Source organism: Dysgonomonas sp. GY617, from assembly GCF_015233815.1.
Lineage (GTDB): Bacteria > Bacteroidota > Bacteroidia > Bacteroidales > Dysgonomonadaceae > Dysgonomonas_A.
Map to the genome: position 1 here is coordinate 84,283 of NZ_JADCLR010000021.1, position 21,362 is coordinate 105,644.

The window sequence follows — 21,362 nt, forward strand, 5'->3', positions numbered from 1 at the left end:
GTCAAAGACCTCTTTATTGCTTTCAGAATTACATTTAGTCCTTTAAAAGACTAATAGCATTCTGGTTCTTTTTATACAATCTGATAGCTCTTAATGCTTCATTTGAATCTCTATCCAGATTAGTTACAATCTTGTCTATATTTCCATTTAAAACATAGTATCCTGCATAAGCAACAATACCAACTAACAGACCTGCTCCCGAACAAATCATTTTTTGATACAAACCATCTGATATGGTCGCAATATCTAAATCGGCTGTTTGAGAAATATTATAGAAGATATTAATTACCCCGAAGATAGTCCCCAAGAATCCTAACATGGGAGCGATAGAAGCAATAATTCCTAAATAATTCATGTGATTTTCTAACTTCGATACTTGTTGGCGAGCTTCTACTTCCATCGTTTCTTCGATTTCGGCAATAGTATCTTCTTTTTCTTTTAATCCCGCAGCGATAACCTTCCCTAAGATATAAGGTTTCTCGAAACAAAATTTCAACGCTTGTTCAATCTTATTTTCAGAAATAAGCTCAACTATACGTGACTGCCAGATAGAATCTGATTTTCCAACTTTCCTTATAATCAAAGTTCGTTCAATGATATAATAAATAGCCAGAATTGAAAGAATAGCAATAGGTAACATGACCCAACCTCCCTTAAGTATCAAACTGAAGTAATTTTCAGCGGGTGCGGGTGCTACTTGTTCCAGATTTGTTGTTACTGATTGTAGTAAAATAAATAAATTCATATATCAAAAGCAGATTAAGGTCTAAGACCCATTTATTACTTTGGTAAGACAAGTATAACTTACTGTTATCACAGAATAACGCTATATTAGATACTATACTTACTGCTATTAAAGAACAATCTAAGGTCGTACCTCTTTATGACATCGCCAGAGGTATAAACGACTAATTCGATAAATACAAAGTTAAGACTAAGTATTTATCGAATTAGTTTTATTTTGAACAAATATTGTTAAAAACCAAAGCTTACTGTATTAATATAATCGTAGAAGCAATTAATTACTCCAATACAGAAGATACCAACAACCGAAGCCACTAATGAGATTTTTAAATAACTATCTGTATTTAACGTTTCAATAGGAGAGTTATTCTTATTGATAAACATCGCTTTTACAACAAGCAAATAATAATACAAAGATACAACTGTATTTACCAATGCAAGAAAAACTAATACAGTGTTCCAAGGATTGCCCGACTCCATAGCAGCCATAAACACAAACAGTTTACTAAAGAATCCTGCAGTGAAAGGTATACCTCCTAAAGAGAACATAGATATCATCATTACTAAAGCCAATTTAGGATTAGTAAGATAAAGACCGTTGTAGTCATCCATATTCACTTTGCCTGTTTTGTTTTCAATTGCTGAAATGACACCAAATGCAGCCAAGTTAGAGAAAACATATACAAACACATAGAATATAGTTGCAGCCATACCTGCCGATGATCCTGAGAATACGCTTAACATGATATATCCCGCCTGAGAGATAGAAGAGAATGCTAGTAAACGCTTCAAGTTCTTTTGTCTTAGCGCAAATAGGTTACCTATTGTTATCGTCAATAAAATAAGAATCCAGATTATAGGCTGCCATACTCCTGCTAATGCAGGGAATACTTTGTATAAGATAATCATAAGGGCAAATACTGCTGCACCTTTTGATATGGTCGACAAATAAAGAGTAACATTGGTTGGTGCCCCTTGATAAACATCGGGTGCCCATAAATGGAAAGGAACCAATGAAATTTTGAAGAACAAACCTGAAAGGAAAAATATCATAGCCATAATAATCAATGGCGATGAGTATATACTCTGAAACATATCATCAAAATACAATGTTCCACATGCCCCATAAAGGAAAGATATACCAAACACCATAATGGCAGATGAGAATATCGCATTAAAGATATATTTAGCTCCTGCTTCAGCTGAGTTATTCTTGTATTTATCAAAAGCAACTAAAGCTGCCACTGGCAACGAAGCCATCTCAAGACCTATATAGAATATCATAAAGCTTCCTGAAGAAATCATCAAATACATACCCAGTAAGGTTAGTATTGTAAGCATGAAGAATTCACCGCGTTTAAATATTGATTCGGGCTTTTTCAACCATTCGTTAGCTTGCAGAAATATAAGGAATACACCTATATTCAGTACACATTTCATTGTTATCTGAGCCGCTCCTGTAACATACATCCCTCCAAAAGTCGTAAGGACATCTTTGTTTATAAAGAAACAGTAAACAGTATGCACAAGAAATAGCAAACAGGCTATAGGAAAATAGTACTTTTTTGCGTTGTCCGAAGCAAACAAATCATAAAAGATCAATAACAGAAATACCGCGATCAGCGATAATTCAGGCTTCATCAACAAATAATTGCTCAAATTCATTTCTTCAATATCTTTATTTGTTTGAGTATAGGAAAATGGCAATTACACCATATTTTCCAATTTTATCAGGCGTTATTCTGAATTTTACAAAATCAACAATAGGTCTCAGACCTTATTTTACAATATATTTAGCAGCATTGGTGTACTTTACCGATATGATATAGATACCACTAGGATCAACCGTTTTATCAGTTGTCAATATCACCTCAATACCTGGTCTCGAATAAAACAGAGAAACATATTTGCCTCCGTTTCTTCTCTCGGTATTTGTCAGTTTATATTTACTCGCTGCTAATTCGCTTTTTAAAGCGTTATAAGATGCAACAGTTTTAAACTCCCAAGAAACCATTCTTACATCACTATCAAAAGAAGGTGTAATCAATGTTATTTTCGAATCTCCTGAATGAGTATAAGTGTAATTATTGGATAAACCACTCGCTCCATTTTCTTGAAGAGTATATCCTTTTGCTGTTACTATATTCGAGAAGTAGCCTTCTCCGTTTGGAGCCATATCAACTAATTCAGCTAAAGTAAAACTTTGAGCAGAAGCTAAAGCTGATACCGATATAAATGTAATTAGGAAAAATAATTTTACGATTCTTTTCATTGTTTCAAATGTTTAGTGTAAGCATGTATGAATTAAATTGGAGATCCATCCGGGGAATAATCCCACACCGGCAACACTTAGAACTAATCCTACAACTGCAACTTTTTCATACCAAACTGCATCTGTAAGTTCCAAATGATGGTCGTCTACGACAGGACCATATAATATTTTTCCAACAACTTTAAGTATATAAACGGCTGTTATCACAATTGAAGAACACGCCATTACTGTTAATACTCTATGGAACATATCTTGATGTTGGAATGAACCAACGAATATAGTCATTTCAGCAACGAATCCACTCAATCCGGGCAAGCCTAATGAAGCCAAACCTGCAATTACATAACAAACAGAAAGGAAAGGCATGATCTTCATCAAACCACCCAATTGTCTAATATCACGAGTATGTGTTCGTCCGTATATCATACCGATCAATGCAAAGAATAAAGCTGTCATCAATCCGTGAGAAAGCATCTGCATAATAGCACCCGTAGTTGCCGTATTATTCATCATAAGGATAGCAAACAATACCAATCCACAGTGACTAACAGAAGAATAAGCATTAATATATTTCAAGTCATTTTGTGCAATTGCTCCAAACGCTCCATAAACCACACTGATACCTGTTAAAATTAAGAAGATCCAAGAAAGCTCGTTTGCTGCTTCTGGTAATAAATGCATTGCTATACGGAAACATCCATATCCTCCCAGTTTCATCAAAACTCCAGCGTGAAGCATTGATACTGCGGTAGGTGCTGAAGCATGACCATCAGGAGACCAAGTATGGAATGGAAATAATGCTCCTAGCACTCCAAAGCCTAAGAATGTCAATGGGAATATCCATCGTTGAGCTTCTACCGGAATAGCGCTATTTTGAGCAATCTGTAATATATTGAATGTATATTCACCAGTGACCGATGAATTAAAATAAATTCCAAAGATACCTACTAGAAGAAAGGCAGACCCACCCATCAGCATTAAAGTAAGTTTCATCGCTGAATATTCTTTTTTTCCTGTCCCCCAAAGACCGATCAATAAGTACATCGGAATCAAGGCTATTTCGTAGAAGAAGAACATAGTGAACATATCTAACGAAATAAAGAAACCATACACTCCTACTGCAAGTAAGGTAAGCCACATAAAGAAATCTTTAGGTAGTGGATCCATATTCCATGAGGCAAATACTCCGGTAAACATGATGATAGCAGTAAGCAACAACATTAACACCGATATACCATCAACACCGACAGCATAATGAATATTGAGTGCTTTAAACCAAACTACATCATATTGGAATAACATGGCACTTGAAGGGTCAGCTTCTCTTGCTCCCAAGAACATAAATAAGAAAACTACCGAAAATATCAGCTCAATAGCCGTTCCTATCACAGCAACAGTTCTTACTTGTTTGATATTTTTGCAAAAAAGAAATGCAATTAACATCAAAACCGGAATCAGGACAAATAATGAAAGAATATTCATTGTTTTATAATTTAAGAGGTCACAGACCTATTTAATTTAATATTTTGGCAATAAAGACTTACTTATTTACAAATAAAGCATATCAAACAGAAAGCGAATACTACTACAATAAGTAAAGCTCCCGACAAATATACTCCTGCATATTGTTGTATTCTTCCCGATTGTAATCCTTTGATTTTATCGGAAGCACTATTGGTTACAAAAGCCAAAGCGTTCATAAATCCATCAACAATAGTATGATCAAACCAAGCAATAGGTTTAGATATGCAGTTAAATATGATTTTACGTGTAACGAACAACCACAATTCATCGAAATAGAATTTATGATAAGCCCATTTGTAAAAACTACCAACTCCATTCGAAACTTTATCAGGCATATCAGTTTTCTTGAAATACATCATCGTTGCGATTCCGATACCAAGAAGGGCAACAGCCACACTTGATCCGGCAACAACCATATCAATATGTGCTTCGAAAGGCATTCTGTCTGCTGATATAAAATCGGCAAAAGGAACAAATCCGGAGAATACAGAGAATACTGCCAATATAATTAATGGAATTGTCATTGTAGCACCTGCCTCATGGGGAGCATGGTGATAATGTTTCTTTGTGTCGTTCCAGAATATTCTGTAATATAAACGGAACATATAGAATGCTGTAAGACCTGCACCTAAGAATAAACATGCGAACAAGAATTTATCGTGGTGTAAAGCCGCAGCTAAAATTTCATCTTTACTAAAGAATCCTGAGAATGGAGGAATACCAGCAATAGCTAAACATGCAATAAGGAATGTTATATGTGTAATTGGCAGGAATTTTTTCAATCCACCCATATCATCCATTTCATTACTATGCACAGCATGAATAATTGCACCTGCTCCTAAGAACAACAATGCTTTGAAGAATGCGTGTGTAAATAAGTGGAACATAGATGCCATATACCCCAATCCATCGTGACCAGAATAACCTGATACACCCAATGCTGTGATCATATATGCAATCTGAGAAATAGTTGAAAAGGCTAAAACCCGTTTAATATCCGTTTGTGTACAAGCCACTATGGCTGCATACACAGAAGTTATACCTCCCACATATCCAATTATAGTAAGAACCTCGGGTGTACCAAAGAGATATATAGGAAATAAACGTGCTACAAGAAATACCCCAGCAACAACCATTGTTGCAGCATGGATTAGTGCCGAAGCAGGTGTTGGTCCTTCCATCGCATCGGGCAACCAAATGTGGAATGGCATCATTGCTGATTTACCTGCACCACCCATAAATATAAATAACATTGCCCAAGTTAAAGCTGATATTCCCAAGAACGAAGCGCCCATAACACTTGATAAGTATGGAGCATCCAAAGCCGTTAGAGTTTGGAAGTCAAATGTTCCCGAATAATAAGACAATACAAGTATACCTATAAGGAAAAATAAATCTGCAAAACGAGTTACGATAAATGCTTTCTTAGAAGCAGCCACTGCACTAGGTTTAGTATAATAGAAACTGATAAGTGAGTAAGAAGAAACCCCTACTAACTCCCAGAATATATACATTTGAAAGATGTTAGTAGCAACTACCAATCCTAACATCGAAAAAGAGAACAGAGAAAGAAAAGCATAATAACGTTGGAATCCTCTTTCTCCTTTCATATAGCCGAGACTATATATATGCACCATTAACGAAACTGTAGTAATAACTACAAGCATCATTACCGAAATAGGATCTAACATGATTCCTAAATCGATATGCAATTTGTCTGTAAACTTCAACCATTGGTAAGGCTCAACAGCCATTAATGTTTCGTAGGCTCCCGAAGCTCCTTTTCCTATTCTGAAAAAGTATTCATAAGCAGTAAAGTACGACAATGCTGTCATAACTGCCAGAGACAAGGTACCGAGAGTTCCAGCAATGATTGGTTTCATTTTACCTCCCAACAGTCCCAATATAAGGAACATAATTGCCGGTAGTACGATTATTAATAATGTATAAGACATATCTATATCGTTATTTATTCTTTATAAATTAGGTCAACGACCTTATTAATGTTTCATGTTTGTTATGTTCTCATCTATATAAACGCTCTTCACATTGCGATATATAGTTATGATAATCGCGATGGCAATAGCTGTTTCGGCTGCTGCTATGGCAATAGAGAACAGAGCAAAGAAAAGCCCTTCGAAATGACCGGGATATAAGAACCGGTTAAAAATCACAAAATTCAGGTCTGCTGCATTCAACATCAATTCCATTGACATCAATACCATCAACATGTTTTTTCGAGACAGAAAACCATATACCCCAATAAAGAACATAAGTGTACTTACGGTCAAATATGCTTCCATGGGAACGGAAAAGGTTTCTACTAGAAATTCATTCATAATTGTATATTATTAAGCTATATAACTCTTTTTCTTTTTCTGTAACAAATTAGTTACAAAGCGGTTTGAAACCGTTATCGTTTACGGGCAATCATAATACCACCTATTATACAAGCCAAAAGCAATAAACTGATAGCTTCAAAAGGAAGTAAGTATTGATACTTTTCTGTACCCATCATAGTTGTTCCTAGCTGAGTCATATCAATAGCCGAATCTGCATAAGTATAGATACGAGATACGTTATAATAGATAATATGACCACAGATACCCAAACCAACGACTGAAACGAGAGCCGCTAATATCATTCGACCGGGTTTCTCATATTTCACTTCTATTCCAGGATCGTTAGTCAACAATATCGAGAATATATACAAGACCATAATACCACCTGCATACACTGCGACTTGCACAGCTGCAAGAAACTGATAATCCATCAACAGATACAGACCTGCTGTTGCGATCAACACAAACAGCAAATAAGTTGCTGAACGGATAATCATTTGAGTAGTAACTGCCAATAGTGAAAAAACGACAATTACAATTGCTAATACACCAAATATAATAAACTCTGCCATAATCAACCTTTACGTATTTTGATTATTATTCTTTTGTTACATTATCAGAAGTTGCACTATCTGCACTTTCCTGATTTATGATATTCTCTTTCTTTTCTGGTTCTACCGGTGCAGCTGGAGCAGCGGCAGGTTTAGATTCAGCCGGAGGGGTTTGAACCGCAGCAGGCTTTTCTGCTACTGGCTTAGGCTCAGGCTTCTTCTTTTCACGAAGTTTCGATCCAAGATGATTAAGTTTCATATTCAGCTTACCTCTTGTAAACACTGAACTTTCAAATGTATTCTCAAATTTGATAGCATCCGAAGGGCAAGTCAACACACATAAGTTACAGAATGTACATGAACCCAGATTGTAGTAATATTCATCAAGAATTTTCTTCTTTTTACCTTCCTCTGTTTCTATTGTCTTAGACTTGATTACAATTGTTCCATTCGGACAATTCATCTGACAAATACCACAAGAAGTACAAGCATGCTCGTTATTCAGATCGTGAGGCATTACCAACTCTCCACGAAAGCGATCCGAAATAACTAAAGTAGCTCTATTCTCAGGATACTGTTGTGTGATCTTTTTAGTAAATAGCTCCTTCCAAGTTACTGACATACCCGTAAGCAGGGCACCAATACCTTGAAATAAACCTTTAAAATATTGTGATACAGAACTCATCTTTATTCAGCTATAAATTTAAATATACTAGGAAATATATCTTCTAATGTTAGACCTGCTAATACGATAATTACCATAAGCAGTAGGTTAAACATATTAATAGGCAACAAGTACTTCCACTCAAGATTCAATAATTGGTCGATACGTAAACGAGGGAACGTCCATCTAACCCATAAGCTTAGGAACACTAAACATCCCGCTTTACCAAAGAACCATATATAAGAAGGAATATAATTCATTACTTCATTGAATCCATCAAACCCTTTCAATTGAATAGGCATCCACCCTCCAAGAAAAACAGTTGTGGCAATCGCTGCAATAATAAACATATTCAGATATTCAGCTAAGTAGAAAAATCCGAATTGCAGACCCGAATACTCAGTATGATATCCGGCTGTAAGTTCAGATTCAGCTTCCGGTAAATCAAAAGGTCCACGGTTGGTTTCGGCATGTCCCGATATAAGATATATAATGAATGCTATTACTGAAGCAATATGACCATTAAATAAATTCCAGCAATATGTTTGACTTTCGATTATTGTAGAAAATTGCATCGATCCTGACAGTACAACCATCGTTATCAAAGCAAAACCGGCAGATAATTCATAACTGATAAACTGAGCACCGCTTCGCATAGCACCAATCATCGAGTATTTATTGTTACTTGACCATCCTGCAAGTAAAACTCCAATAATACCAAGTGATGAAACAGCAACGATGTAGAATACTCCAATATTAAAGTCAACAGCTTGTAAACCGCGTCCAAAAGGAATCGCTCCAAATGTCAACATCGAAGCAACAATCATAAAGAAGGGAGCTGCATAGAAAAGGAACTTGTCTACATTGTCAACATGAATAATTTCCTTCAAAAGGATCTTAACCATATCGGCAACACTCTGCACCACACCATACTTCCCAACACGATTAGGCCCTAAACGACATTGAAAGAATCCGGTGATTTTCCGTTCTACATAAATTAAGATTAAAGCTAATACTGCATAGGCTGTCAATAAAGCAACACCTACCAATACAAATTCGATGAACAATACCCAAAACTCGGATAAACCCCAAGTTTCTCGAAGTAAGCTATCGATTAAGGCAGTCAAACGTGAAAGTTCTAACATATATCTTTAAATATAATAACTAATCTATTAATATCTTTCTTTAATTAGCGATCAATATCGGGTATCACATAATCCATTGATCCACCAATACCAATTAGATCCGAAAGCTTTTCTCCTGCACAAAGAGTTGGCATTGCAGAAACCAGAGCCATTGATGGTGATCTGAATTTCAGACGATAAGGAGTTTTATCTCCGCGACTTTCGATAAAGACACCAAATTCTCCACGAGCAGCTTCTACTCGTTGCGAGTATTCTCCCTCCGGCAGTTTTATAATAGCTTTTACTTTTGCCAAGAAATCTCCGTCAGGTATATTGTCTACTAATTGTTCTAATATTTGTAAAGATTGTTCAATCTCATCCAAGCGATTCAAGTAACGAGAGAACGAATCTCCTTCGTGGCGAATCACTTCCTTAAAGGTTACTTTATTGTATAAAGCATATGGATGATGTATTCTTAAATCACAAGCAAATCCCGAGGCACGACCAGCAGGTCCTGTAACGGCATAAGAAATAGCATCTTCTTTTGACAGAATACCAATCCCTTTTAGTCTACCTACAATAATAGGGTTACCTGTAACCAGTTTATCATATTCTTTAAGACGTTCTCTCATCTCGATTATAAAAGCTTTAATATCTTTCTGAAAATCGGGATATATATCGAACATTACACCGCCAACAACGTTATAATTTATTATAAGACGACCTCCCGATGTTTTCTCAAAAATATCGAGGATACGTTCACGTTCGCGCATTCCATAAATAAAAGCAGTAGTTCCTCCCAGGTCCATACACAGAGTACCCCATGCTATCAGATGAGAATCAATACGATTCAACTCATCCATAATAGTACGAATATATTGTGCTCTTTCGGGAATTTCTATTTCTGCTGCTTTCTCCACACACATACACAAACCATGGCGGTTGATGTTAGAAGAAAGATAGTCTAATCGATCTGTAAAGTGTAGTATTTGAGGATAAGTAAGATTTTCGCTTAATTTCTCTATCCCTCTATGTATATAACCACTGTGAACATCTATTTTTTTCACAATTTCACCTTCCAAAGCTACTCTAAAGTGCATTACTCCGTGAGTAGAAGGGTGCTGTGGTCCAATATTTATAATATAATCGTCATCCTCAAATATCTTAATAACCTCTTCTTTTAAACCCTGAGGTGTTTCATAGATACGCGGAGCTGTATCAACCATATCCTTACTTTCAACCGAAACCGGATTGAGTGCCGGATCAGCATCATAATCTTTTCTTAAAGGATAACCTCTCCAATCCTGATTCAAGAAGAATTTACGCATATCAGGATGATTTATAAATCGTATTCCTAATAAAGCATATACTTCTCTCTCGTTAAAATCGGCAGTTTCCCAAAGATCGGTAACTGTATATAACAAAGGGTTAACCCTATCTGCTGTATTTGTTTTAAGAAGTATTTCTACTGAAACATCTTTAGATGATGACAACAAATAGTTTACTCCTAATAGCTCACCTCTATCGACCCCTGTTAATTGAACAAGAAAATCAAAAGGAAACTCAGCATTATAACGCAACGTTTTTGCCAAGTGGTGCAGTTTGTCCGACTCTACAGTCACAGTCAAGACTTGTTTGTCTTCAATGACTGCTTCAGGTACCGTATTTAAGATTAAATTCTTGATATTCTCCATTGATCACTCTTATAAGGTCTAAGACCTTTTTATTACTTTGGTAAAAACGTGGCTAAAGCCGGTTTATAGTTAATCGATTATCCTAAATTTCTAATTGAAAAGAAATTGGATTACCGAATTTATTTCTTCACTTTAAATAAAAAACGCTCCAGTTTTATCTTACGTTGCAATTGCATCAAGCCATAAAGCAACGACTCCGGACGAGGAGGACAACCGGGCACATATACATCTACCGGTATAATTTCATCAATTCCTTTCACTACATGATAAGAATCAATAAATGGTCCACCCGAGATAGCACAACTACCCATAGAAACAACATATTTAGGCTCTGCCATCTGATCATAAACACGCTTCAAAAGAGGAGCCATTTTATGAACAATGGTTCCTGCTACCACAATACAATCTGCTTGACGCGGACTATTACGGGTAACCTCCATACCAAAACGTGCTATATCGTATTTTGCTGCTGCTGTTGCCATAAATTCAATACCACAACAACTGGTTGCAAAAGCCAAAGGCCAGATTGAATTTGAGCGACCCCAATTAATAAGATCATCCAATTTACCGATAACTACTCCAACACCATTCGCTTGAAGTTCTTTAACATAATCTTCAAGATACTCGTTATCACGAAACTCTTCGTTAGGAATTCCCTTGATATATATATTCTTTACTTCCATTGTAATGCTCCTTTCCTCCAGGCATAAGCTAAGCCCAAACCTAAAATCAACAAGAAAAATAATATACTATACAATCCAGCCATACCTAAATCTCGAACTACAGTAGCCCAAGGAAATAAGAAAATAGCTTCCACATCAAACATTAAGTAGAGTATTGCATATAAATAGTAACCCACCCTGAATTGCATCCAAGATGTTCCCTTCGTTGGGATACCACATTCATATGCTTGTCCCTTTTGCGCATTAAAAGAACTGGGAGATAATAATATCGCCATCCCTAAACCGGCACAAACCAGAAGCAGACCAGTAACAAAAACAACTAAAAATAAAGCAGAGTTCATATACTTGATTATTCAAAAAGGCTACACATTATAAGATCGAAAAGACAAACGAAAGGCAAAACTATCAAGTCCACTTGTCATAATCGGTGCAAAAGTAAGCCTTTTTTTTAATGCACAAAAGAAATACCCACAAAAGTACATCTTTCATAGATTCAATCTATATCTATCCGAAATATATGTAAATCAAGATTAATCTTTAAGAATATTTAAACTAAAACAATCAACTAATAAACTAAAATTGTACTTTTGCGAATACTCACATATAAAACACGCGGGTTATTTCGTAGGTTATAGACATTATTAATAGAATACTAGACATGGGTACAATAGACTGGACAAATTTATCTTTTGGATATTTAAAAACCGACTTCAATGTTCGGAGCTATTTTAAAGACGGAAAATGGAGCACTCCAACCGAAAGTTCTTCCGAAACAATAGAACTTCATATGGCTGCAACTTGTCTGCATTATGGACAAGAGGCTTTTGAAGGACTAAAAGCATTCAGAGGAAAGGATGGTAAAATCAGAATTTTCAGAATGAGAGAAAACTCTCTTCGCATGCAGTCTTCATGCCGAGGCATCATGATGCAAGAACTTCCGAACGAAGTTTTTGAAGAATCTGTTATCAAAGCGGTTAAGCTAAATGAAAGATTTGTTCCTCCCTACGAAAGTGGAGCAGCTCTATACATACGCCCTTTACTTATAGGCATTAGCCCACAAGTAGGAGTTAAACCATCAGCAGAGTATTTATTTGTTGTATTCGTAACCCCCGTAGGCCCTTATTTTAAAGAAGGATTCAAACCAACTCCACTTGTAATATTCAGGAGTTTCGACAGAGCTGCCCCTCTAGGCACAGGCACCTACAAAATTGGCGGCAATTATGCTGCAAGTTTAGTTGCAGGACATAAAGCTCACGAAATGGGATATTCTGCTGTATTATATTTAGATCCAAAGGAAAAGAAATTTATAGATGAAGGTGGTCCAGCCAACTTCTTTGCAATAAAGAACAATACGTATATAACACCAGAGTCAACTTCAATACTTCCATCAATCACCAATAATAGCTTGATGCAATTAGCTGAAGATTTAGGAATGAAAGTTGAACGTCGCCCAATACCAGAGAACGAATTAGGATCTTTTGAAGAAGCAGGCATCTGTGGAACTGCGGCAGTAATTAGCCCAGTTGAAAGAATTGATGACTTGGAAGAAAACAAATCATACTCTTTTGTTAAAAACGAACAAGCCGGTCCAATATCCACTCTCCTTTATAATAAACTGAGAGCAATACAGTATGGAGATGAACCTGACACCCATAATTGGGTAACTATAGTTGAGTAAGTATTTAACTGTTTCACGAATCAATAGGTTAAATTAATGCAGCCCGAGAAATCACAAATGATACTACGAACTGAAGATTTAGTTAAAAAATACAAATCTCGCACCGTAGTAAATCATGTTTCAATAGAAGTTAAACAAGGAGAGATTGTAGGTTTATTAGGTCCTAACGGAGCTGGAAAAACTACAACATTTTATATGACAGTAGGATTAGTTATGCCAAATCAAGGACGCATATTCCTTGACGATCAGGAGATAACCAAATTCCCTGTGTATAAACGTGCCCAAAACGGGATTGGATATCTGGCGCAGGAAGCATCTATTTTTCGCAAGCTTACGGTAGAAGACAATATCAGATCGGTTTTGGAAATGACAGGGCAATCGAAAGAATATCAGAAAGAAAAATTAGAGAGTCTCATTTCTGAATTTGGGTTACATAAAGTTCGTAAGAACTTAGGAGACAGGCTCTCAGGGGGTGAAAGAAGACGAGCTGAGATAGCTCGCTGCTTAGCCATAAATCCTAAATTTATAATGCTTGACGAACCCTTTGCCGGAGTAGACCCCATAGCGGTACAAGACATCCAGGAAATAGTGGCTCAACTAAAATATAAAAACATAGGAATTCTTATTACCGATCACAATGTAGATGAAACACTTAGCATAACAGATAGAGCCTATCTATTATTCGAAGGTAAAGTTTTATTTCAAGGTACTCCTGAACAACTTGCAGCGAATGAAACAGTTAAAGAAAAGTATCTGGGTCGTGATTTTGAGTTAAAAAGACGTATAATCGAACCCCCAAGATAATTATATATAAAAAAAACTATATCTTTGCCGCTCATGGGTAGACTACTTGCAATAGATTATGGAACAAAGCGCACAGGTTTAGCTGTTACTGATCCTTTAAGAATTATTGCGACAGGGCTTACAACTGTACCAACTCATACACTATTAACATATTTAAAAGATTATTTCGCAAAAGAGCCTGTTGATTATGTAATTATTGGCATGCCTAAACAAATGAATAATGAATTTTCTGAAAACATGAGACATATAGAACCCTTTGTGAAAAAGTTCTGTGCTCAATTTCCCCACATCCCTATCGAATATTACGATGAACGTTTTACTTCGGTAATAGCTCAAAGATCTATGATAGAAAGTGGTATGAAGAAAAAAGACCGTCAGAATAAAGCTATAATTGACGAAATAAGTGCAACTATTATATTACAAGACTACATGGAAAGTCTTACATACAAAAATAAGAATTTATGATACTTCCAATATATCTCTATGGCCAACCTGTATTGAGAAAAATTGCTCATAACATAGAAAAAGATTACCCAAATCTGAATGAGCTTATTCAGAACATGTTCGAGACAATGTACAACGCAGATGGAGTGGGTTTAGCTGCACCACAAATAGGTCTAAACATCCGTTTATTTGTTATCGACTTAGAACCCCTAGCTGAAGATGATGAAAAATATCATGGATTCAAAAAAGCCTTCATTAATGCTGAAATCTTAGAAAGAACAGGAGAAATAACCTCTGTTCAAGAAGGCTGTCTCAGTATTCCGGGAATTAACGAAAGTGTCCAAAGAGAAGAAACCATCAGAATCAAATATTTTGATGAAAACTTCGTTGAACATGAAGAAGTGTATTCTGATTTTTTTGCACGCTGCATTCAACATGAATATGATCACATAGAGGGTAAACTTTTCATAGATAAAATCTCAGGGATCAGAAAACAATTGATAAAATCGAAGTTAAACAATCTGATAAAAGGGCGTGTAAATTGCTCTTATAGAACAAAAGCTATTCAAAACAAACCTTGAGACTTATGAAAATTAAACTGCTATTATTGCAAATAGTTATAATATCTCTGTTGAGCTCTTGCGTCACACCCAAAGACACCAACCTTCTTCAAGACATAAAGAAGAATTATCCTATTGATGTGAATCTAAACAATGATTATAAAATTATCATTGGCGATCAACTTGTGCTACGCATCTATACACTAGATGAGAGCATGAGAGAACTTTTCTCGGTATATATAGTTAATCAATCTTCAGGTATAACAGCAGCCTCTATCGAACAAACGGCACCGAATGTATTGAATGTTTATTCAGATGGAACTGTTAAGATACCCTATTTAGGCAAAATCTTAGTGGAAGGCTATACTACAAATGAAGCAAAAAAAATTATAGAAGAACGATTTTCAACATTTTCTCCCAATCTAGTAATTGAATTAAATCTTCAAAATCGCTTTTTCAGCGTATTAGGAGAAGCTGGGCAAAATCGAATAGCAATGAACCTACCTAAGCTCACAATATTTCAAGCATTGGCAATGTCTGGCCCTATTCAAACCTTTGGAGATCACAAAAAGGTGAAAATTATCAGACAAACTCCGAATGGAACAGAAGTTAAAACTTTTGACATACGTTCTAAAGATATTGTTGATTCTGAATACTACTATATACAGCCTAATGATGTTATATATGTACCAGAGATAACCAATACGTTTTTCTTTGGACGTATAACCTCTTTCACGGGAGTACTAGGTATAGTAGGATTACTTGGTACAATAACTGGAGTAATAGCTTTAATTTCAAGATTATCAAGATGAAGAAAGGATTAAAATATTTTTGTTATTGTCTAATTATTGGATTGACAACAGTATTACACAGCTCGTGTACATCTCCTAAAACAACCAATTTATTACAAGACAAAGGTCCATTATATGCAGCAAAACCTTTTGAAGACTATAAGCTTCAAATAAATGATGAAATATCATGCTCTATATTAACAAGTAATAAAGACTTTTCAGATGTTTTTAATGGTGTTGTATCCAATGAAATAGGAGGAGCTAGATCATCATCTTATCCTATAGTTGAAACAGGAGATATATCCATTCCTTTTTTTGGCGAAATACAAGTCTTAGGACTAACAATTCCTGAAGCGGAAGAAGTTATACAAAATAAGATGAGACAAGCTATACCCGATGCTCAGGTCAAAGTTTTCTTAAAAAACAATTATTATTATGTAGTTTCAAAACAACAAAATGGACGTCAAAATATATACAAAGACAACATGACCATATTTCAGGCACTGGCTATCAACGGAATGCCTGGACCTGACCTAGAATTAGAGAAAGTGAAAATCATAAGACTTGATGAAACGGGAAGATCTATTATAAAAGAATTTGATCTTAGAGCTGAATCAATTATCGAATCTGAGTTTTACTATATCAAACCTAATGACATGATTTATTACTCTACCAGCAAAAGGGCTTTCTTCCGCATAAATTCAGTTACAGGACTGATTGCAACCATTATAGCCCCAATAACTGCTGCGTTGGTAATATTATCTTTCCGAATAAATTAAGAAATACAATTTAAGGATTTTACGAAATCATGGAACAGAATATAAACAGACCAGCCGATTTTGGAACAGACCCATATTTTGATGAAGTTCAAGCAAAGACAAAATTCTCTTTTGACTTCGTCCTTTGGTTCTACCGAATACTTAAATATTGGTATTTATTTGCTCTATCACTAGCTCTTTTCTTAGGATATGCCTATCTCAAGAACAAAAGCTGGACTCCATTATACCAGTCCGGAGCAGTCCTAATGATGGAAAGCAGAGGTGGAGGCGTAGCCTCAGGAGCTGTTCAATTGGGTAGTTTAGTGCAAAATTCAGTCAACCAGCAGATGATACTTAATTCATATGACATGGTTGTTCGTTCAATTGCCAAATTACCACAAATGAGAGTTGACTATTTCAAAAAAGGTAAATTTAAAGCTGATAATTGGTATGGATTAACACCAATTACGATTGAGGCTAAATACGTTGCACCCAGTGCATACAGTATTGTTTTTGAAATAGAACCAATAAATGCAGATAAGTGCCGAATATTTTATGAAGGTTCTGAAACCACACCTCCATTCTCTATGGAAGTGCCCTATGATCAATTTGTTCAAGAACCCAGATTCTACATAAAAATAAGTAAATCTCCTCGATTTGCAGTAAACTTTGAGCCTTTCAGCTTTAGGTTTGTATCTAAGGAGGAACTTATAGGACGTTATTCTGGAAGAATATCATCAGGTATGGTTAGAGAAGGATCTACTGCATTAGCGATATCAATATACGGAAGTAGCCCTGCTCAGGATATTGATTTCTTGCGTGCATTGCTGCAAGAATTTGAAGATTATAACTTAACTCTAAAAAACGAAGCAGCAGATAGAACAATTGCCTTTATCGATAAGCAAATGGCAATTATAGGCGATTCACTCCAACAATCAGAAGCTACCTTCAAGGATTTTCAAGATGAAACCGGATTATATAGAATAACAAAATCTGATGGTCGCGCGGAGTTAGAATCAGTAATGCAATCCATAGGAGAAGTTAAAGCTCAAGAAGGCTTGATCCTTAGACTTACCGATGAAATCAGTAATTCTATCTTAAACAGGACAGAACTTGTTGAACCTACAGCTTTAGGTTTAACCGAGCCTAAATTAACTCAATCGATAGGAGACTACAATAGTTTAATAAATAAACTTGCGAGTATGGGTAATGCTCACCCCATGTATTCAAAAAGTGAGCAATCTTTAACAAACCTCAGAATAAAAATTCTGGAAGAGTTAAGGGCTCTACAAGACCGTATACAGAATAAAAAAGAAAGTCTAGATAGCAATACAAGAGAAATCGAAAGTAGAATGTCTACTTTGCCTGCTCAAGAAAGAGAATATGCACGTTACGAAAAGAAATATCAGGTAAATGATGCCTATTATACCTATTTGAGACAAAGAAGGTATGAAGCTACTATACAGAAGGCCTCTAACATTCCCGATAACTTCATTATGGAAGAACCCAGACTAAAGGGAGGACCAGTAAATGGAGACGAAAAATCAAAGAATTACACATTCTTCTTTCTTATCGGATTAGCTTTGCCTTTAGCGTTTGTTGTATGTAAGGAGGAGATTTTCAATCATGCTATATCTACAAAAGAAGATTGTGAACGATTATCTGGTTTACCGGTAATAGGAACTATTGAGAATATATCCAAAAAATTATCATCTTCTGGTTCAACAACATTGGTTAAGAACTTTCCAAAATCGAGCTTTGCTGAATCTTTTCGTAATATGCGAATAAGGATTGAGTATATGGCTCAAAAGGAAACAAACATATCAACTTTAATAACATCTGCCGAACCTGGTGATGGTAAAACATTTATTGCAGGAAATATCGCTTCGGTATATCAATTGACAGGAAAAAAAGTTGTTCTGATTGACTTTGACTTAAGACGCCCTTCTGTCGGAAAACTGTTAAATATCGAAAGCAAAAAAGGAGTATCAAACTACCTGATAGGACAAGTTACTTTGGACGAAATAACGTTGACTCATCCTGAGTACGAGTTTGATGTAATTACAGCAGGAACACTACCTCCCAACCCTAGTGAGTTAATTAAAACTAAAAAGACAAAAGACTTACTAGACCACTTGAAGACCAAATATGATTATGTAATAGTAGACTGTAGCCCAATCGGACTAGTCTCTGATGCATATATATTATCAAAATATGTAGATACTACCCTATTTGTCGTACGTAGAGCTAAAACAAACAAAGCTTTTTTCAAGAGTGTTGTTAGTCAAATGCGCAATGACGGCTTAGAGCATGCTGCATTAGTCTTTAATGATGTAAAAGGAAGAGAAGGATATTATGGAACTTCGAGATATTATGGAGACAAATCTTACTACTTGAAGCGGAACTCGTATTATCACGATGACTATTTCGAAAAATGAAAAATATATAAAAAGAGGGGCTTCAATTGCCTCTCTTTTAGTTTCTATAAGTAGAATTCATATATTTGCCGTTCATAACATTTTATAGAATCGTGAAGAAATATATATTAATACTTTTTACGCTCTTTCAGTCGGTAATACTCTCTGCTCAGATTAACACAGACAGAGTTACATTAATCGGACGTAATGCGTTGTATTTCGAAGATTACATTCTTGCTATACAATACTTCAATCAGGTTATAAAATCAAAACCATATCTGGCTGAACCTTATTACTACAGGGCAATAGCCAAGTATTATCTTGACGATTTTAAAGGAACGGATGAAGATTGCTCACAATGCATTGAGCGAAATCCTTTTTTCACGAATGCTTATCAATTACGTGCAGATGCACGTCAAAACCAAAAAGATTACGATGGAGCGCTAGAAGATTATAAAGTAAGCCTCAAAAATAATCCAGATGACAAGTTTATCCTGATAAATATGGGTATAGTCAATATCGAGAAGAAGGACTATGAGGAAGCTGAAAAAAGTTTAGATCGGTTAGTTCAAACAAACCCAAATTACACTCAAGGGATATTAACCAGAGGTAGTTTATATTTAGAGAGAGGCGATACTATAAAAGCTTTGGATAGTTATAGCAGAGCAATTGACAAAGACAAATACTTTGCACCTGCTTATTCAATGCGTGCCTCAACTTATTTTTCACAAAAGGAATACGACAAAGCCTTAAGTGACTTTGATGAAGCTATAAAGCTTGATCCTACTATGACTGGCAATTACATCAATCGAGGACTTACAAAATACTACAAAAACGATTTAAGAGGAGCTATGGCAGACTATGACCACGTAATAGACATAGAACCTAAGAATCATATTGCCCATTTCAACAGAGCCCTTCTACGCGCTCAAGTAGGAGACGATAATAAAGCAATATCCGATTTTGACTTTGTTATACAGAATGAGCCCGATAATTTTATTGCCTACATGAATAGAGGTATACTAAAAAACAATATTGGCGACATAAAAGGTGCGCTAGCAGACTTAAATATAGTATTGAAAGAGTATCCCGATTTTTATCAAGGGTTTTATCTGAGATCTGAAATTAAGCGTAAACAAAATGATTTACGAAGTGCTGAGCAGGATTATCTATACGCCCGACGAAAAGAAGAGCAAACTAAGAAAGACGCATTAGCTGGAAAAGACATGGATAAAACGAGAGAGAAATCAGATAAAACGATTGACAAATTCAACCTTCTTGTTGTAGCGGATAAAGAAGAGGAAGAAAAGAGCAAGTATAATAGTGAAACTCGTGGAAAAGTTCAAAACAAACAAGTCAATACAGAACTGGCTCCAACATTCATAGTATCTTATTATGAGAAGATGAATGATTTCCAAAAGTTCATCCATTACAATCAAGATCTTGAAAACCTCAATAAGCAGAATATTCTTAGTCGAAAATTGATTATTACGAATCAGGAAGTAGCATTGGATAGTACACAGATTGCAATCCATTTTACCTCTATCAATGAATATTCAAAACTGATTGATGAACAACCTCAAAATTCAATATTATATTTTGCTAGAGGTATTGATTACATGTTGGTGCAAGATTTCAGCAGTGCAATTGAAGACTTTAGAAAAGCGACAGTCATCAACCCTAAGTTTACACTTGCCTATTTTAATCTGGCAGTAGCATATTCTAAGCAATTAAAGTCTAAAGATATTCTTCCTGAATTGTACAATCAAGCTCCTCAAACAGAATTGAGTATCAACATGAAGCTTGGAGGAGCAGACAAGTCTGTATCTACCACTTCAGGAAGCAATTCAGATACAGACTCTAAGGCAATGAGATCAAGGCTTGAATATGAATCTATTCTTAAAAGCTATGACCGAATCATAGAACTATCTCCTGATTTCACCTTTGCTTACTATAATAGAGCAGAAATAAAATCGGTTCAAAAAGACTTTAGAGCTGCAATTCTTGATTATAATGAAATATTACGTCGAGATCCTGAATTTGCCGAGGCATATTACAATAGAGGCTTAAACAGATTACAGATAAAAGATACTGATAGAGGCTTAGACGACTTACGAAAAGCCGGTGAGCTCGGAATGGTAAGCGCATACAGTATCATTAAAAGGATGACTCAATAAGTATTGTAAAAATAAACAACCATAAAGAGCAAGCATATCTATTATATAGAAGTATGCTTGCTCTTTTATTATCAATAAGAGAATTAGATAAATAAAGAATCTTTTGATAGAACAGCCACTTTTTTCCTATATCCG

19 protein-coding genes and 1 pseudogene are annotated in these 21,362 nt (G+C 35.6%); 8 read left to right on the top strand and 12 right to left on the bottom strand.

From position 1 onward, the window contains the following. Positions 1-34: 34 nt before the first annotated feature. From IR022_RS10200 to IR022_RS10255, 12 genes and pseudogenes are all read right to left on the bottom strand, one after another. Complete coding sequence (locus tag IR022_RS10200) at positions 35-745, bottom strand: MotA/TolQ/ExbB proton channel family protein (RefSeq protein WP_050708447.1); 711 nt, start codon at positions 743-745, stop codon at positions 35-37. 230 nt (positions 746-975) lie between these two features. Beyond that, complete coding sequence (locus IR022_RS10205) at positions 976-2,409, bottom strand: NADH-quinone oxidoreductase subunit N (protein WP_050708448.1); 1,434 nt, start codon at positions 2,407-2,409, stop codon at positions 976-978. 112 nt (positions 2,410-2,521) lie between these two features. Then, on the bottom strand, positions 2,522-3,016 hold the full coding sequence (locus IR022_RS10210; RefSeq protein WP_050708449.1) for a hypothetical protein: 495 nt from the start codon (positions 3,014-3,016) through the stop codon (positions 2,522-2,524). 12 nt (positions 3,017-3,028) lie between these two features. Further along, entirely contained in the window at positions 3,029-4,498 is a 1,470-nt protein-coding gene (locus IR022_RS10215; RefSeq protein ID WP_194203626.1) for a NuoM family protein, read from the bottom strand. 62 nt (positions 4,499-4,560) lie between these two features. After that, complete coding sequence (nuoL, locus tag IR022_RS10220) at positions 4,561-6,495, bottom strand: NADH-quinone oxidoreductase subunit L (RefSeq protein WP_050708451.1); 1,935 nt, start codon at positions 6,493-6,495, stop codon at positions 4,561-4,563. A 45-nt stretch (positions 6,496-6,540) separates the two neighbouring features. Next, positions 6,541-6,879, bottom strand: a complete 339-nt coding sequence (gene nuoK, locus IR022_RS10225; protein ID WP_050708452.1) for an NADH-quinone oxidoreductase subunit NuoK — start codon at positions 6,877-6,879, stop codon at positions 6,541-6,543. Between the two features lie 74 nt (positions 6,880-6,953). Further along, on the bottom strand, positions 6,954-7,454 hold the full coding sequence (locus IR022_RS10230; RefSeq protein ID WP_050708453.1) for an NADH-quinone oxidoreductase subunit J: 501 nt from the start codon (positions 7,452-7,454) through the stop codon (positions 6,954-6,956). A gap of 193 nt (positions 7,455-7,647) precedes the next feature. After that, positions 7,648-8,118, bottom strand: a pseudogene (locus tag IR022_RS10235) (4Fe-4S binding protein); the annotation flags it as partial. A 2-nt stretch (positions 8,119-8,120) separates the two neighbouring features. After that, positions 8,121-9,242 (bottom strand): NADH-quinone oxidoreductase subunit NuoH, encoded by a 1,122-nt coding sequence (nuoH, locus tag IR022_RS10240; protein WP_050708455.1) that lies wholly within the window; start codon positions 9,240-9,242, stop codon positions 8,121-8,123. A 44-nt stretch (positions 9,243-9,286) separates the two neighbouring features. Next, complete coding sequence (locus tag IR022_RS10245; protein WP_194203628.1) at positions 9,287-10,915, bottom strand: NADH-quinone oxidoreductase subunit D; 1,629 nt, start codon at positions 10,913-10,915, stop codon at positions 9,287-9,289. A 119-nt stretch (positions 10,916-11,034) separates the two neighbouring features. Further along, complete coding sequence (locus IR022_RS10250; RefSeq protein WP_050708457.1) at positions 11,035-11,598, bottom strand: NADH-quinone oxidoreductase subunit B; 564 nt, start codon at positions 11,596-11,598, stop codon at positions 11,035-11,037. Continuing rightward, a complete protein-coding gene (locus IR022_RS10255) occupies positions 11,589-11,939 on the bottom strand; it encodes an NADH-quinone oxidoreductase subunit A (protein WP_050708458.1) in 351 nt (116 codons plus the stop codon). The genes IR022_RS10250 and IR022_RS10255 overlap by 10 nt, the downstream gene beginning before the upstream one ends. Positions 11,940-12,256: 317 nt before the next feature. On the opposite strand from IR022_RS10255, the gene IR022_RS10260 reads away from it, so the two are divergent. From IR022_RS10260 to IR022_RS10295, 8 genes are all read left to right on the top strand, one after another. Then, on the top strand, positions 12,257-13,276 hold the full coding sequence (locus tag IR022_RS10260) for a branched-chain amino acid aminotransferase (RefSeq protein ID WP_194203629.1): 1,020 nt from the start codon (positions 12,257-12,259) through the stop codon (positions 13,274-13,276). Between the two features lie 57 nt (positions 13,277-13,333). Further along, positions 13,334-14,080, top strand: a complete 747-nt coding sequence (gene lptB, locus IR022_RS10265) for an LPS export ABC transporter ATP-binding protein (protein WP_242047169.1) — start codon at positions 13,334-13,336, stop codon at positions 14,078-14,080. A 33-nt stretch (positions 14,081-14,113) separates the two neighbouring features. After that, entirely contained in the window at positions 14,114-14,545 is a 432-nt protein-coding gene (gene ruvX / locus IR022_RS10270) for a Holliday junction resolvase RuvX (RefSeq protein WP_050708461.1), read from the top strand. Further along, positions 14,542-15,105, top strand: coding sequence for a peptide deformylase (gene def / locus IR022_RS10275; protein WP_194203630.1), 564 nt, complete (start codon positions 14,542-14,544; stop codon positions 15,103-15,105). The genes ruvX and def overlap by 4 nt, the downstream gene beginning before the upstream one ends. Before the next feature lie 5 nt (positions 15,106-15,110). Further along, complete coding sequence (locus IR022_RS10280) at positions 15,111-15,896, top strand: polysaccharide biosynthesis/export family protein (RefSeq protein ID WP_194203631.1); 786 nt, start codon at positions 15,111-15,113, stop codon at positions 15,894-15,896. Beyond that, positions 15,893-16,654, top strand: coding sequence for a polysaccharide biosynthesis/export family protein (locus tag IR022_RS10285; RefSeq protein WP_194203632.1), 762 nt, complete (start codon positions 15,893-15,895; stop codon positions 16,652-16,654). The genes IR022_RS10280 and IR022_RS10285 overlap by 4 nt, the downstream gene beginning before the upstream one ends. Positions 16,655-16,683: 29 nt before the next feature. After that, a complete protein-coding gene (locus IR022_RS10290; RefSeq protein WP_050708465.1) occupies positions 16,684-19,071 on the top strand; it encodes an exopolysaccharide transport family protein in 2,388 nt (795 codons plus the stop codon). A gap of 92 nt (positions 19,072-19,163) precedes the next feature. Further along, a complete protein-coding gene (locus IR022_RS10295) occupies positions 19,164-21,227 on the top strand; it encodes a tetratricopeptide repeat protein (protein WP_194203633.1) in 2,064 nt (687 codons plus the stop codon). Positions 21,228-21,362: the final 135 nt, after the last annotated feature.